Annotated in this window: 11 protein-coding genes; 7 read left to right on the top strand and 4 right to left on the bottom strand. The window is 74.7% G+C overall.

What is annotated here, in order from left to right; translation table 11 throughout:
• Positions 1-2: 2 nt before the first annotated feature.
• The gene (locus OG715_RS38075) at positions 3-1,352 is read right to left on the bottom strand and encodes an acyltransferase (RefSeq protein ID WP_266272680.1); all 1,350 of its coding nucleotides are present in this window, start codon (positions 1,350-1,352) and stop codon (positions 3-5) included.
• Positions 1,353-1,599: 247 nt separating this feature from the next.
• On the opposite strand from OG715_RS38075, the gene OG715_RS38070 reads away from it, so the two are divergent.
• The 4 genes from OG715_RS38070 to OG715_RS38055 all read left to right on the top strand — a co-directional run bounded on the left by OG715_RS38070 (position 1,600) and on the right by OG715_RS38055 (position 6,447).
• Positions 1,600-4,026: an FHA domain-containing protein gene (locus tag OG715_RS38070; RefSeq protein WP_266272681.1), complete on the top strand. Its 2,427-nt coding sequence runs from the start codon at positions 1,600-1,602 to the stop codon at positions 4,024-4,026.
• 66 nt (positions 4,027-4,092) lie between these two features.
• Positions 4,093-4,710: a hypothetical protein gene (locus tag OG715_RS38065; RefSeq protein WP_323182197.1), complete on the top strand. Its 618-nt coding sequence runs from the start codon at positions 4,093-4,095 to the stop codon at positions 4,708-4,710.
• 233 nt (positions 4,711-4,943) lie between these two features.
• Positions 4,944-5,969 carry a serine/threonine-protein kinase gene (locus tag OG715_RS38060; RefSeq protein WP_266274558.1) on the top strand — a complete coding sequence of 342 codons (1,026 nt, stop codon included), beginning with the start codon at positions 4,944-4,946 and terminating at the stop codon, positions 5,967-5,969.
• A 91-nt stretch (positions 5,970-6,060) separates the two neighbouring features.
• Entirely contained in the window at positions 6,061-6,447 is a 387-nt protein-coding gene (locus tag OG715_RS38055; protein WP_266272682.1) for a DUF4259 domain-containing protein, read from the top strand.
• On the opposite strand, the gene OG715_RS38050 is transcribed toward OG715_RS38055, so the two are convergent.
• A complete protein-coding gene (locus OG715_RS38050; protein ID WP_266272683.1) occupies positions 6,444-7,805 on the bottom strand; it encodes a streptophobe family protein in 1,362 nt (453 codons plus the stop codon). The genes OG715_RS38055 and OG715_RS38050 overlap by 4 nt on opposite strands.
• Before the next feature lie 274 nt (positions 7,806-8,079).
• On the opposite strand from OG715_RS38050, the gene OG715_RS38045 reads away from it, so the two are divergent.
• Positions 8,080-9,588 carry a DUF6777 domain-containing protein gene (locus OG715_RS38045; protein ID WP_266272684.1) on the top strand — a complete coding sequence of 503 codons (1,509 nt, stop codon included), beginning with the start codon at positions 8,080-8,082 and terminating at the stop codon, positions 9,586-9,588.
• A 31-nt stretch (positions 9,589-9,619) separates the two neighbouring features.
• On the opposite strand, the gene OG715_RS38040 is transcribed toward OG715_RS38045, so the two are convergent.
• A complete protein-coding gene (locus tag OG715_RS38040; RefSeq protein ID WP_266272685.1) occupies positions 9,620-10,069 on the bottom strand; it encodes a winged helix-turn-helix transcriptional regulator in 450 nt (149 codons plus the stop codon).
• Positions 10,070-10,240: 171 nt separating this feature from the next.
• Here OG715_RS38040 and OG715_RS38035 point away from each other — a divergent pair, with 171 nt between their 5' ends.
• Positions 10,241-11,512, top strand: a complete 1,272-nt coding sequence (locus tag OG715_RS38035; RefSeq protein WP_266272686.1) for an MFS transporter — start codon at positions 10,241-10,243, stop codon at positions 11,510-11,512.
• Here OG715_RS38035 and OG715_RS38030 read toward each other — a convergent pair.
• Positions 11,502-12,515: an endonuclease/exonuclease/phosphatase family protein gene (locus OG715_RS38030; RefSeq protein WP_266272687.1), complete on the bottom strand. Its 1,014-nt coding sequence runs from the start codon at positions 12,513-12,515 to the stop codon at positions 11,502-11,504. The genes OG715_RS38035 and OG715_RS38030 overlap by 11 nt on opposite strands.
• Positions 12,516-12,792: 277 nt before the next feature.
• Between OG715_RS38030 and OG715_RS38025 the strand changes: the two genes are divergently transcribed.
• A complete protein-coding gene (locus OG715_RS38025) occupies positions 12,793-15,036 on the top strand; it encodes a DUF7927 domain-containing protein (RefSeq protein ID WP_266272688.1) in 2,244 nt (747 codons plus the stop codon).
• Positions 15,037-15,135: the final 99 nt, after the last annotated feature.

Below are 15,135 nucleotides of genomic sequence, written 5' to 3'. Positions count from 1 at the left end.
GTTCAGAGCACCTTGGGCACGGCCGCGAGCAGCGCCGGGAGCCGGTCCGACGGGTCCCGGTAGCGGTGCAGGGCGGCCCGGCCGTCCGTCCCGCGCAGCCGTGCGGCGAGCCGGGCGGGGACCACCAGCGTGGTGAGGAGCCCGGTGCCGCCGAAGCCCTCCACGCTCCAGGAGACCCACGGAAGCGGGTAGTTGGCGGTCGGGCTGAAGAACACCGGTCGCTGCCCCTGGAAGCTGGCGTCGTAGAGGCCGAAGCGGCTCCAGTTGGAGAAGCTGAACCGGCGGTGCTGCGGGTCGAAGCCGAGCGGCACGCACCCGGCCAGCCCGGGGCGGCCCAGCTCGGCCAGGAAGCGGAGGTTGGAGCGCAGATTGAGGTGCTCCTCCGCGTAGTCCCGCACGGCGGTGCGCAGCGCCCCGGCGAGGGCGCCGGGGCCGTCGGCGGGCGTGTACGGCAGGTGGATGTCGCCGAGCAGGTTGCCGATCAGGGTGTCCGGAAGGCCGAGCGGGCGTCGGACGTTGACCGGGACGGTGAGCCAGCGGGTCTCCGGGTCGCCGTCCAACTCCCGTACGGTGTGCACGACATGGGCGCAGACGGCGTCACCGGCGGAGACCTTGACGCCGGCCGCCGCGCCGAACTCCTCGCGCATCCGGGCGATCTCGTCGTCCCCGAAGTAGAGCTGCACGGTGCGGTTGGCACGCGGTCCGGCGGCCACCTCGCGGTCCAGCAGCAGGCGTTCGGCCTCCTCCGGCACCCGGAAGCCGGGCCGGCCGCAGTCCTCGGCGGGCAGGACCCGGTCGAGCAGCGCGTCCTGGTCCTCGACGAGTTCGGCCACCGGCAGCTCCTCCCCCTCGACCGCCGCCGACCAGGCGCGCAGCAGCAGGGCGAAGCTCTGCAGGTCGCCGATCGCGTGGTGCCAGGAGCAGCCGAGCACGGTGCCGCCGTCGCCGGTGCGGGTGACCCGGACGCCGAACAGCGGCCCGTCGCCGGTCCGGGCGGACCGGGCGTCCAGCGGGTCGACGTGCTGCGCACCGGGTGCGGTGACCCGGCCCATCGACTCGGCGAGGGTGCCGTCGACGCTGTAACTCACCATCGGAACACCGGAGTCGTCGCAGACCGCCTCCAACACCCCGTCGACGGTGCGCAGTCGGCCGGCGAACACCGGAACGCGCTCCAGCGCCCGGGCCAGCCCGGCGGCGAGCCGCTCCTCGTCCAGGGCCCGGTCGAAGAACAGCACGACCGAGACCGAGAGGTCGGCGAGCATGGTGTCGACGAGGCCGCAGCGGAGCACCGTCCCGGGCGCGGCGCCGGCTCTGACCGTTCGGGTGTCGCGCAACTGCGGCCAGACGCTCAATGGATCCATCCCGGGGCTCGCGTGGCGTGTCGTACGGAGGGCCCCGACGACCGTACCGATCTCCCCGAACGATAGGGCAGTACCCGGGCGGCAATCCAGTGGTCCAGTCCAATTCTCCGGCATCGGCCCGCCCGGCCGCCCCGCACCCTCCGTGACCGCCCCCGGCGGGCGCCGCCCGACCGGGTGACCGGGGCGGGCGGACCCGGTGATCGGGCCGGGCGCGGCCCGCCCGACTAGACTCCGAAGCATGGGAGAGCGCCCGGGCGCGCCCGACGCGCCGCCCCTGGTCCTCGTCACCGACACGGATTCGCAACTGCTCGATCCGCGCCGGGCGTACCACGTCGGCCGCGACCCGACCAGCGAGATCGTCCTCGACGACCCCCGGGTCTCCTGGCACCACGCCGTGCTGCGCGCCAGTGCCGACCACTGGCAGCTGGAGGACGTCGGCAGCACCAACGGCACCTTCGCCGACAGCCGCCGGATCCGGTCCGAGGAGGTCGGCCCCGGCACCAGGCTGCGGTTCGGCGACGCGGCGGACGGGCCGTCCGCCACCTTCGCCGGCCTGCCCGCCGCACCCCCGCATGCCGCCGCCCCGCACGCCGCAGCCCCGGCCGCCCCCGCCCCCGCCCCCGCCGAGCGGCCCTCGCTCGTCGCCCCGGCCGTCTCCGGCACCTTCCGCCGGCCCAGCGCCGTCCTCAGGCTGCCCGGCCGCACGGTGCGGATCGGCCGGGCCCCCGACAACGAGCTGGTGCTGGAGGACCTCGTGGTCTCCCGGCACCACGCCGAACTGCGCACCCTGCCCGACGGCGGCCACGAGATCGTCGACCTGGGCAGCCACAACGGCACCTACCTCAACGGCCGCCCCGTCCAACGGGCCCCGATCGGCCCGGCCGACATCGTCGGCATCGGCCACTTCGCGCTCTGCCTCTCCGGCGACGAGCTCGTCGAGTACACCGACACCGGGGAGGTCTCGCTCAATGTGCAGGGCCTCGTCGTACGGGTCGGCTCCGACCGGCGGGTGCTGCTCGACGACGTCTCCTTCCCGCTCGCCGAGAAGGCCCTGCTCGCCGTGGCCGGCCCCAGCGGCGCCGGCAAGTCCACCCTGCTGAACGCGCTCACCGGGCTGCGCCCGGCCGACGAGGGCACCGTGCTCTACGACGGCCGCGACCTCTACCGCGACTACGCCGAGCTGCGCCGCCGGATCGGCCTGGTGCCGCAGGACGACATCCTGCACACCCAGCTCACCGTCCGCCGCGCGCTCTCCTACGCCGCCGAGCTGCGCTTCCCCGGCGACACCGCCAAGGAGGAGCGGGAGGCCAGGGTCTCCGAGGTGATCCACGAACTCGGCCTGGACGCCCGCGCCGACCTGGTGATCTCCAGCCTCTCCGGCGGCCAGCGCAAACGCGTCAGCGTCGCCCTCGAACTGCTCACCAAGCCCTCGCTGCTCTTCCTCGACGAGCCCACCTCCGGCCTCGACCCGGGCATGGAGCGCTCGGTGATGCAGATGCTGCGCGGCCTGGCCGACGACGGGCGCACCGTCGTCGTGGTCACCCACAGCGTGCTCAGCCTGGACGTCTGCGACCGGCTCCTGGTGCTCGCCCCCGGCGGTCGCACCGCCTACTACGGCCCGCCCGACGAGGCCCTGCCGTTCTTCGGCTTCACCGAGTGGCCGCAGGCCTTCGAGGCGTTCGAGAACGAGGACCACGCGGCCTGGCAGCGCCGCTTCCGGGAGTCGCCCCAGTACGAGCGGTACGTCGCCGCCGGGGCCCTGCCGCCCGTACGGCCGGTCCCGGTGGCCGGTCCCGGGGCGGAGGCCGCCGACAGCATCGGACCGGAGCAGCCGCAGGGCTGGTTCGCCCAGCTGGGCACCCTGATCCGCCGCTACACGGCGGTGCTCGCCGCGGACCGGCTGTTCCTGACCGTGATGATCGCCCTGCCGTTCCTGATCGGCGTGATGTGCCGGGCGATGGCGGGCAGCCGGCTCTCCTCCGACAACGCGCTGAACTGCCTGCTCACGCTCTGCATCGGCGGCCTGCTCACCGGCTCGGCCAACGCGGTGCGCGAGATCGTCAAGGAACGGCCGATCTACCAGCGAGAACGCGTGGTCGGGCTGTCCCGCTCGGCCTATCTGGTCTCCAAGGTGGTGGTGCTCGGCACGATCACGGTGGGGCAGGCCGCCGTACTGACGGTGGTCGGCCTGGCCGGCGTCGATCTCAGCCCGACCCTGGCCAACGGGGTGACGGTGCACAGCGGCGTACTGCTGCCACCACTGGCCGAGCTGATCATCGCGGTGGCGCTGCTGTCCTTCTCCGCGATGATGCTCGGCCTGCTGGTGTCCGCGCTGGTCCGCAAGGAGGAGGCGACGATGCCGCTGCTGGTGCTGCTCTCCGTGGTGCAGATCGTGTTCAGCGGCGCCATGCTGAAGCTGCACGACGTGCCCGGCCTCGAACAGTTCTCCTGGCTGGTGCCGTCCCGCTGGGGCCTGTCCGCGATGGCCCGCACCGTCGACCTGCACACCGTCCTGCCGACCGCGATCACCGCCGACCCGATGTTCCGGCAGGACCGGACCGGGTGGCTGCTGTCACTGGCGCTGCTGGTCGGACTCGCGGTGCTGCTGGCCGTCGCCGTGCTCGCCCTGCTGCGCCGGCAGGAGCCGGCGATCATGCGGAAATGAACCGGCGCGAGTGAATCGCCGCAAGCGAATCAACGGAAGTGAACCAGCGGAAGCGACCCTGCGGAAGTGAACCTGCCGATGGACGAGTTCGGGTTCCGCCCCACCCATGTGGCCCCACCCGACGGCCTGCCCAGCTGGGCCGCCCCGGACCCGGCGCAACCCGCGTCCCCGCTGGACCCGCTGCTGCCGCTGCAGTTGCTCGGCCGCGCCGGGGACTGGGCCCAGGTGCTCTGCTCCAACGGCTGGACCACCTGGGTCGACGGCCGGCTGCTCCTCTCGCTCCCCGGTGCCCCGCCCGCCGCCACCGGCCCACCGGCCCGCACCGCCGACCCGCGCCCCGCCCTCGCCGAGGCGGAGAGCGGCCTGGCCCGCTACCGCTCACTGCTGGAGGACCTCGCCGCCGGCGGCGTCGACCTGGAGACCTTCCGGGACCGGGCGCGCGGCCTGCGGATCGGGCTGGTCGTGGACGGCGAGCGGCTCTGGGTGTTCGATCCGGTGCACGACCGCTGGTCCTACTGCGACGGCCTCCAGCTCCACACCTACGCCGTCGGCGACCGTCCTCGGCTGCCCGACAGCGGGCGGCCCGCCGCCGGGGCGCCGGAGGCCGCGCCGCCCGACGCCGGGACGCCGGACGCCGGCCCGCCGCCCGAGGCCGGCGAGCCGACCCGGCTGGTGGGGCCGTGAGCACACCCCCGGAACCGGAGCCCGCGCCGTTGCCCGATGAACAGCCGCCCCGCGAGCAGCCGCCCGGCGGGCCGGCACCTGCCCCGGACCCGTCCGCCGAGCCGTCCCCGCACCCACCCACCGCGGCGCGGCCCACCGAAGTGCCCGACGCCGGTCCCACCGCGGCGGCCGCTCCCGCCGCTCCCGACCCCGTACCCGGACCCGACCTCCCGGCGGACCCCGACGACGACGCCCTGGCCCTGCCGAGCCTGCCCGCCGGCCTGGTCGGCCGCCGGGTCGCCGGCTACCGGCTGGAGGCGGAGATCGGCCGCGGCGGCATGGCCGTCGTCTACCGGGCCAAGGACCTGCGGCTGGGCCGCACCGTCGCGGTCAAACTGCTCGCCCCCGAACTGGCCCGCAACGAGGTGTTCCGGCGCCGCTTCATCCACGAGTCGCAGGTCGCCGCCGCGATCGACCACCCGCACATCATCCCGGTGTTCGAGGCGGGCGAGGCGGACGGCATCCTCTTCATCGCGATGCGCTTCGTCGAGCACGGCGACCTGCGCGGCCTCATCTCCCGGAAGGGCCCCTTCCCGGTCGAGCGGGCCGCCGGGCTCGCCCTGCAGATCGCGTCCGCGCTGGACGCCGCGCACGACCACGACCTGGTCCACCGGGACGTCAAGCCCGGCAATGTGCTCGTCGCCCCCGGCACCGACAGCGAGCACCCCGAACACCTCTACCTCGCCGACTTCGGCCTCACCAAGAAGTCCCTCTCGCTGAGCGGCCTGACCGGCGTCGGCCAGATCGTCGGCACCCTCGACTACGCCGCGCCCGAGCAGATCTCCGGCCGGCCGCTGGACGGCCGCTGCGACCAGTACGGCCTCGGCTGCGTCGTCTTCGAGATGCTCTCCGGAGCGCCGCCGTTCCGCCGGGAGAGTGACCTCGCACTGCTCTGGGCCCACCTCAACGACCCGCCGCCCACCGTGCGCGAGCACCGGCCCGACCTGCCGCCCGCCGTGGACGAGGTGGTCGGCCGGGCCCTCGCCAAGGTTCCCGAGGAGCGGTTCGCCAGCTGTCTGCAGTTCGTCGCCGAGCTGCGCGCGGCCGGCACCGTCACCCCGGCCACCGGCCCTCCCGGCGCCCAGTGGGGCACGGCCGGCCCACCGACCCAGGTCGTCCCCGCCGTCGTACCCCCGTTCGGCGCCACCCCCGGCGTCCCCGAACCCCCCGGTTGGGCCCTCCCGGCCGTCCACCCGCCCGGCCCCGGCCACTGGCGGTGACGGCCCACCGGACGACGGCCCCGGCCGTTGTCGGTGCCGCCTGCTTCGATGGCCCCGACAGCGAGAACAGCAGAGCGACCGGGGAGAATCCGTGGGCACGTGGGGCAGTGGGAACTTCGAGAGCGACACGGCGCTTGACCACCTGTCGGCCGTCGTCGGTCGCCTCGTCGACGAGGTAGCCGAGGCGATGGCCGGCGATCCGGTCGGCATCGAGCCCGACGAGTACTGGGGCGAGGCCGTGCCGTGCCAGCTGGAACTGCTGCACGTCCTCGCGCAGGCCGGCCACGCCACCGAGGGACTGCCGAAGGCCGAGGTGATCGAGGGCTGGAAGGAGACGTTCATGGCCGTCTGGGAGCGCAGCATCGACGGTCTGGAGCCCAAGCCCGACTACAAGAGGAAGCGCCGGGAGGTACTGATCCGCACCTTCGACCAGCTGGCCGCCGACGCACGGCAGGCAGAGGTCGACCAGGACTCCTAGTAGGTCTCGCCGCGGCGGGGCAGGCGGGTGGCGGCGAGGGCGCCCAGGGCGCCCGTCAGCAGGCCCCAGCCGGCGGCGAGCGGCACGGTGATCCAGAGCACCGGGTCGAGCGTCAGCGTGCCGCCGGTCAGGGCGGCGGCCGGGCCGACCGGGCCCACCTCCGGGCCGAGGACGGAGCTGAGCAGGTCGCCCAGGCCGCCCTCGCCGAGGCCGACCCCGAGCACCGAGAGGCCGTAGTCGGCGGAGATCCTGGTCCAGACGCCGACCAGCAGCATGGTGACGGCGGCCGCCGCCGCCAGCCGCACCGCGTGCTGCCACAGCCGGACCCCGCGCGGTGCGCGGTGCGCGGCGAACACCCCGGCAGCGAGCATCAGGACGGCGGCCGCCGGGAGCAACCACCAGGCGCGGGCGTTCTGTTCGGCGAGCGTGCCGAGGCTCACCGTGCCGTCCTGGCCCTCGCCGACGCGCAGGACGGCGGCCAGTGATTTCGGCACGGGCAGTCCGATCGCGCCGACCAGGTGGCCGTGCCACTCGCCGCCGAGGCCGACGCCGAGGGCGAGCCAGACCAGATTGGGCAGGGCGAGCAGCGCGACGGCGGCGACCTCGCGGGCGTTCCCGTTCACCGCGGCGGTGACGATCGCGGCCACCACCCCGAGCGCCACGCACCCGAGCAGGACCAGCAGCATCGCGAACCCGGCCGGACGGACGGCCTGCTGGAAGGGCACCAGGGAACGCGGCAGCGGCGCCCGGCGGGAGACGGCGAAGGTCGCGGCCAGCACGACCAGCAGCCAGAGCAGCCCCAGGCCGAGCGTGGGCGCGGGCTCCGCGTGGAAGCCCACCTCGGGGTCGATCCCGAGCGCGCCGCCGAGCTGTTCGACCAGCCCGCCGCCGAGCGGAACCGGGAAGGTGTGCCGGGCCGCGACGCAGAGCAGGGCGAGCGCGACCAGCCAGACCACCGCCGTCCGGGCGGCGCGGCCGAGCAGTTCCCGGCCGCCCGCGACCGCCCGGAACCGCAGTTGGCGCAGGAACACCTCGGCCACGGCCAGCGCGCCGACCAGGCTCACGGACAGCGGCATCGCGACGATCCCGGCATCGACGGAGGCGAAGAAGCCGGCCCCGCCGTCGAGGCCGACCGAGCCGCCGACCGCGAGGGTGAGGGTGGCCGCGAGCACGTACGGGAAGCCGCCACCGGGCAGGTCGTTCGCCCCGGCCGCCCAGAGGCCGAGCGCGGCCACGGCCGCCATCGCCGCGAACCCGGCCAGGACCACCGCCACCGCGTCCAGCCAGCCGCGCACGGCGCCGGGTGCTCCGGCCGCCCCGGGGCGGGCCGGCCCGCTCGAACGGGCCTGCTGGTGCATGCGGGTCTCCCTGTCGGCTCGGTGTCCCCCGTGCGTCCGTTCCGGCCCCCACGCCTGCCACCAGGGTGGCCCAGGACCGGCCCGCCCGCCTGTCCGCCTCCCGGCGCCGCCACCCCGCCCGCCGCCGCGCCACCGGTCCGCCCGCCGCCGGCCGCTGCTGTTGCTGTTGCTGTTGCTGTTGCGACGGACGGACACCCGGGGCAGAAATGGATCCCAGTGGCAGGAGCCTCCTGCGCCGGCCGGGTGGACCGGCCGCCTGCGAAACGGAGCCTCGATGAGTTCCCAACCGCCTTCGTCCGGCCCGCCCCTCGGCCCTCCCTCCGGACCGCCGTCCGGCCCGCTCTCCGGCCCGCCCTCGGGCGGCCGGTCCGGGCCGCCCGGTCCCCCGTCGGGCCCGGCCTCCGGTGGAGCCGGCGGACCGTCCGGTGGTGGCGGACCCGGCGGGTCGTCCGGTCAGGGCGGGCCGGGCGGGGGGCGTCCGACGCCGTGGTGGCGCTCCGGGCGGAAGGCCGCCCTGGTCGCCGGCACCGCCGCGCTCGCCGTGGTGGCGGCCGTGCTGATCATCAACAACAACAGCGGCGGTGGCAGCAGCAACGACACCACCGTGCCGACCGCGAACGAGGTCGCGCTGCAGGGTCCGCAGGACCCGGGCCCGGCGCCGTTCACCCCCTCGGTCCAGACCGAGGCGGTACAGGCCCCGGCCGCGGCGCCGGCCACGGTGACCGCCACCCGAACGGCCGGTGCCACGGCCACCGCGAGCACCGGCCTCCACAACGTCGAGGGGACGTCGGCCGGCGTCTACGGCGGGACGATGAACAAGCCGAGCTGCGACGTGGAGCGGCTGATCTCGATCACCTCGACCGGCGACACCGGCCGGGCCTGGGCCTCGGCCCAGGGCATCGAGCAGTCCGCCGTCCCCGGCTACCTGCGGTCGCTGACCTCGGCCTACCTGCGGGTGGACACCCGGGTCACCAACCACAGCTACCAGGGCGGCGCGGCGGTCGCCTACCAGTCCGTGCTCCAGGCCGGGACGGCCGTGCTGGTCGACGCGCAGGGCGTGCCGCGGGTGCGCTGCGGCTGCGGCAACCCGCTGAAGGCGCCGACGCTGGTCTCGGACGCCAAGTACGTCGGCAAGCCGTGGACGGGCTTCCAGCCGAGCACGCTGGTCATCGTGGTCGCCGCGCCCCGGCCGGTGACCGAGATCGTGCTGGTGGACATCGTGACCGGCGGTTGGTTCGCGCGGCTGACGGGTCAGATCAAGGTCGTCGACAAGGAGGTCCGGGAGCCGCGAGGTCCGCTGGCACCCGGCGTCCCGCCCGCGACCTCCTGGCCGTCCGCCTCGTCGAGCCCTTCGAAGTCGGGCTCCACCTCCGCCTCGACCTCGTCCTCGACCTCGGGTTCGCCGTCCGGCTCGACCTCCGGCTCCACCGGGCCGTCCAGCAGCTCGGCGACCGCCTCGACCTCGGGCGCGACCTCCTCGGGTGCCACCTCGTCGGGGGCCACCTCCTCGGGCGCGACCTCCTCCGGGGCCACGTCCTCGGGCGCGACCTCCTCCGGGGCCACCTCCTCGTCCGCCTCGGCCGGCACCTCGACCAGTGCCTCCACCGAGTCGGCGAGCTCCAAGCCGACGGTGACCAGCACTCCGGCCGCCACCACGACGACCGCGAAGACGGCCGCGTCGACCACCACGGCCCAGCAGCCGGCGACGGCCGCGGCGACCTGCGCCACCGCCACGCCGTCCACCCTGCCGCCCTGCCCCACCACCACGGAGGCCACCGGCTGATCCGACCGGCCGGTCCGGACCGTCCGGGGTGTCACTCCGGTGGCAGCAGCACCTCGGTGTCGTCCGGCCCCAGTACCCGGCCGTCGGCCGCCCGGACCTCCACCCGGGCGACCGGCGCGCCGGCGGTGCGGTCGACGAGGCGGGCCCGCGGCTCGTCGGCCGCGAAGCAGTACCGCTCGCCCCACTGGCGCATTGCGGTGACGACGGGGAACAGCGCCCGCCCCTTCCCGGTGAGCACGTACTCCTGGTACGGGCTGCCGTCGGCGGCGGGGGCGAGTTCGAGGACACCGTGGGCGACCAGGTTGGCGAGGCGCGCGGAGAGGATGTTCTTCGCCAGCCCCAGGTTCTTCTGGAACTGCCCGAAGCGGCGCAGCCCGTCGAAGGCGTCACGGACGATCAGCAGTGTCCAGCCGTCGCCGAGAAGGTCCAGCGGCCGAGCGACCGGGCAGGTCGACTCCTCGTGCGAGGTGCGTTTCGGCACCCGCTCCTCCTCTCGTCCGGCGGCCGCCGGCGGCTCCGACGGCGCGGGTTTCACCTTGCAACCATAGCGCTCGCCGACCCGGCGATCCGTGGTTGCTTATTAAAACCTCCTCGTGCGAGGGTATCGCGGTAGCACTTTGAAACCACTCTGCCGCGAAGGAGCACCCCTGCCGTGCCCGTCCCAGCCGTGCCTGCGCGTTCCGCGCCCGTCCCCGCCGTCGCCTGGCTGTTCTCCGTCGCCGGCGGCCTGGCCGTCGCCAACGTCTACTACGCCCAACCGCTGCTCGACCTCGTCGCCGGGGACCTCGGCATCGACCACTCCACGGTCGGCCTGATCGGCACCCTCACCCAGATCGGCTACGCGGTCGGCCTGCTGCTGCTCGTCCCGCTCGGCGACCACCTCGACCGCCGCACCCTGGTCACCGCCCAGCTCGGCCTCTCCGTCGCGGCGCTCACCGCCGTGGCGTTCTCCCCCTCCGCCCCGCTGATGCTGCTCGCCATGGCGGCGGTCGGCGTGCTCGCCGTGTCCGCCCAGGTGATGGTCGCCCACGCGGCCGCCCTCGCCGACCCCGCCGACCGGGGCCGCGTCGTCGGCATCGTCACCAGCGGCATCGTGGTCGGCATCCTCCTCGCCCGGACCGTCGCCGGCACCGTCGGCGACCTCGCCGGATGGCGCGCCGTCTACATCGTCTCCGCCGTCGCCACCGGCGCCACGGCCGTCGCCCTCGCCTCGGTCGTCCCCGCCGAACGCCGCCGCCCGGAGCGGATCCGCTACCCGGAACTGGTCCGCTCGGTCTTCACGCTGTTCGCCGAGGAGCCCGTGCTCCGGGTCCGCGCCGGACTCGCGCTGCTCGTCTTCACCGCCGTCACCGTGCTGCTCACCCCGATGGTGCTGCCCCTGGCCGCCCCGCCGTTCGGCCTCAGCCACACCGAGATCGGGCTGTTCGGTCTGGCCGGGGCCGCCGGTGCGCTCGGCGCCGGACACGCCGGGCGGCAGGCCGACCGGGGGCGGGCGCAACGCACCCTGGCGATCGGGCTCACCGCCATGCTGGCCGCCTGGCCGCTCGCCGCGCTGCTGCCGCACTCGGTGTGGTGGCTGGTGCTCGCCACGGTGGTGATCGACTACGGCCTGCAGTCCGTGCACGTGGTCAATCAGCACCTGCTCTACCAGGTCCGCCCCGAGGCGCAGAGCCGGCTCACCGCCGGGTACATGCTGCTCTACTCGGCGGGCAGCGCGATCGGCGCGATCGGCTCCACCCTGGTGTACGAACACGGCGGCTGGACGGCGGTCTGCGCCCTGGGCGGCGGGATCAGCCTGCTCGCGCTCGCGTACTGGCGGGCCACCGAACGCCTGCTGGCGGCCCGGCACGTCGTGGACGACGACCGGTCCGCAGGGGCCACGGCCACGGAGGCCACCGCCGCGGAGCGCTGCCTCAGCCGGTGACCGCCAGCTCCGCGACCACCGCGCGGTGGTCGGTGCCCCGCACCCGGTGCTCCGTCACCGACACCGCGCGCAGCGCCTCCCCGTGCAGCACATGGTCGATCTGGATCACCGGCCACAGCGCGCTGAAGTAGGTGTCCGGCTCCGGCCAGGTGGGCGCGACCCCCCGGCCCAGTTCCGCGTGGGTGTCGGCGAGGCCGGTGTCGAGCAGGGCGCGCATCGGCGTGTGGTCGAGCGTCGCGTTGAAGTCCCCCAGCAGGACGGCGTTGCGGGTGGCACCCGACACCGCCGCCCGCAGTCCGTCGAAGTCCGCCGACCAGCGCCCGGAGTCACCCAGCGGGTAGTAGGTGTGCACGGCCGTCAGCCGGACGGTGCGGCCGCCGACCGTCACCTCGGCCGCGATCTGCTCCCGGGCCGCCTCCGAGGCCGAGCCGTCCAGCGGCGTCAGCGGGAGCCGCGAGTAGATCGCGGTGTCCCGGCCGGGCCGGAGCTCCCGGTGCGGCAGCACCTCGGCGATCCCCGCCCGGTCCAGGCCGGCGACCGCGCCCGGCCCCAGCTCCTCCATCGCCAGGACGTCGACGCGCTGTTCGCGGACCAGCCGGACGATCTCGGCGGCATCGGCCTGCCCCACCCAGGCGTTGCTGGTGGCGACCCGCAGCCGGGGCGCGTCGGCCGCCGGAGCGGCACCGCCGTCCGGCACCAGCCTCGGGACCAGCCAGAAGAGCTGCACCGCCACCAGGACACCGGCGACCGCCGCCGCCCACCACGAGCGGAGCGCCAGCAGCACCCCGAGCGCGAGCACGCCGCCCAGCGCCGCGTACGGCAGCAGCACAACGGCGAGCGCCAGCGGCGTCCCGTCGTCCCACCCACCGAGGCGGACCGCCACCAGCGCCGCCGACAGCGCCGACACCGTCCAGCCGGACCACTCCAGCACCCGCCGCACCCACACCCACACCCACACCCACACCCACACCCACCAGCGTGCCCGCTCCACCGGATTCCCCACACCTCGCTCCAGCCCCTCGCCTCTGGCTCAGGACGCCCCCGTACCCGGAGCGGTTCCGCACCGCGCCGCGCACGGGGCCGCCGGCCGGGAGCCGCCGCGCCTCCTCCCGGAGCCCCGGGCACTGAGCTATTGAGGTGATCGTTTCTGCGTGTCCGGACCGAACGGTCCGCAGGCCGGGCGAGGGTGGGACGGACCTGCCCCGATCCCCTTGCCCGTTGTGAGGCCACCCGTGGTTCATCGACCCTCCCCGCACCGCAAACGTCTGCGGGCCCTGTGCATGGCGGTCCCGCTGGCCGCCGGGCTGGCGGCGCCGTTCGCCCTGGACCCGGCCTTCGCGGCACCGGACCTGCCGCAGCGCCAGGCGGCGGTCCGCGGGGCCGGCACCCAGCGGCCGATCGGCCCCGACCCGGTGCTCGACCTGCTGGCCCACGGCAACCTGACGATGGCCTCGAACTCCGTCCTGACCTGCGACGACAGCGACGGATCGGTCTGCAACGACACCGAGGGCACCAACAACGGCCGCACCAAGTACATCAAGACCGACCCGAACGCCCCCGGGAACAACGCGTCCTCGGCCCAGCTGGAGATCCCCGCCGGGGCCGAGGTGCTCTCCGCCCGGCTGTACTGGCAGTTCAACCCGACCAACACCAGCAACGCGGGCGGTACCTCCGGGGACATCAACAAGGGCAACACGGTGTCCTGGAAGGTCCCGGGCGGCGCCGCCTACGAGCAGGTCACCGCCGACACCTACGACTGGTTCGACCAGCAGGTCGGCGGCACCCCGCCCGAGCCGCTGCTCGCCGGGGCCGGAGTGAAGGACGTCACCGCCCAGGTGAAGGCCGCGGGCGCGGGCAGCTACACCGTCGCGGACATCCAGGCCTGCGCCGGGCGCTCCTCCGCGCAGAACTCCGGCGGCAACAACGTGGGCTGCTGGGGCGGCTGGTCGCTCGTGGTGGCCTACCAGGACCAGGCCGCCCCGCTGCGCTACCTCCAGGTCTGGGACGGCTTCCAGCTGCTGCGCTCCCCCGACAACCTGGCGACGCTCACCCTCGCCGGCATCCGCACCCCGGCCACCGCCCCGCCGGCCACCATGGGCGTCACCGTCGGCGACGGCGACGTACCGATCTCGGGCGACCAGCTGCTGGTCGGCTCCTCGACCGACAACCTGACCCTGCTGCCGATGCCCGGCCCCACCGGTGTCGTCACCGACAACGCCTTCACCAGCCGGATCGACCGGGTCGCCGCCGACGGCACCGGCAGCAACATCACCACCCGCGACCCCGCGCCGGTCAACAACTACGGCTACGACGCCCGCATGATCGACGTCACCGGCAAGATCCCCGCCGACGCCACCCAGGCCGTGCTCCGGATCAACGGCGCCGGCGACGCACTGCACCCGCAGGCCGTCTGGCTCGCCGTCGACGCCCTCGAACCGGATCTGCAGATCACCAAGGCCAACGCCCCGGCCGGTACCACCGACAACAACCCGCCCGGCAACGTCGGCCCCGGCGACAGCATCACCTACACCTTCAACGTCACCAACCAGCACTCCGACGGCGGCACCGGCGACCTCGACACCGCCACCGGCATCACCGTCACCGACCAGCTGCCCGCCGGCACCACCTTCGTCGCGGGCTCCAACCCCGCCTGCAGCGCCGTCGGACAGACCGTCACCTGCCAGGTCGCCGACCTCGCCCCGGGCGCGAGCACCACCGTCGCCTTCCGGGCCACCGTCGACCAGGCCGCCACCGCCGGCACCGTCCTGGACGACAGCGCGACCCTCGCCTTCAAGGGCAACCAGACGCAGCGCGAGCAGACCCGCACCAGCAACACCGTGCGCAACACCGTGGTCGACACCCCGGTCTACTCGATCGAGAAGACCGCCACCCCCACCTCCACCACCCCCGGCAAGTCCGTCGGCTACCGGATCAAGGTCACCAACACCGGCCGCGTCGCCGCACCCGGTGTCACCCTCGACGACAACCTCGCCGACGTGCTCTCCCGGGCCGACTACAACGGTGACGCCGCCACCGACCTGGGCAACGTCACCGTCACCGGCAACACCCTGCACTGGAGCGGGGACCTGCCGGTCGGCGGCAGCGCCACCATCACCTACTCGGTGACCGTGCACGGCTCGCTCACCAGCGACACGGCGCTCGCCAACAGCATCACCTCAAGCACCTACCGCAACAACTGCCCGCCCGGCGAGGGCGACGCCCGCTGCCGCGCCGACGTCACGGTGACGGTCCCGACGCCGTCGCCGTCCCCGACGGCCTCACCCTCGCCGACGGCCTCCCCTTCTCCGACGGCTTCCCCCACCGCGTCGCCCAGCCCCACCGCCTCCCCCACGGCGACGCACAGCCACAGCCACAAGCCGACCGGCCGGCCGACGCACACCCCCGGGCCCGACGGAGAGCTCCCCAGCACCGGCTCCGGCGCCCTCCCCCTTCTCGCCCTCGGCACGCTCGGCTGCCTGACGATCGGCCTGATCGCCCTGCGCACCCGGGGCCGCCGACACTAGGCTCCCGCCCTTCCTGCCCTTGGACAGACCGACAGCGAGCCCGTGCCGGACGCATTCGCCCGGCACGGGCTCGCTGTCGTGGAACGGGCTCGCTGTCGT

This window comes from Kitasatospora purpeofusca (assembly GCF_036010405.1).
Classification (GTDB): Bacteria; Actinomycetota; Actinomycetes; order Streptomycetales; family Streptomycetaceae; genus Kitasatospora; species Kitasatospora purpeofusca.
The sequence above is the reverse complement of the archived record's forward strand: the minus strand, read 5'-3'. Positions and strand labels throughout refer to the sequence as shown.

Bases quoted from the DNA above. Each gene is read 5' to 3' on its own strand.
- OG715_RS38070 (WP_266272681.1), top strand. From the start codon at position 1,600: ATGGGAGAGCGCCCGGGCGCGCCCGACGCGCCGCCCCTGGTCCTCGTC.
- OG715_RS38050 (WP_266272683.1), bottom strand. From the start codon at position 7,805: ATGCACCAGCAGGCCCGTTCGAGCGGGCCGGCCCGCCCCGGGGCGGCC.
- OG715_RS38045 (WP_266272684.1), top strand. From the start codon at position 8,080: ATGAGTTCCCAACCGCCTTCGTCCGGCCCGCCCCTCGGCCCTCCCTCC.
- OG715_RS38025 (WP_266272688.1), top strand. From the start codon at position 12,793: ATGGCGGTCCCGCTGGCCGCCGGGCTGGCGGCGCCGTTCGCCCTGGAC.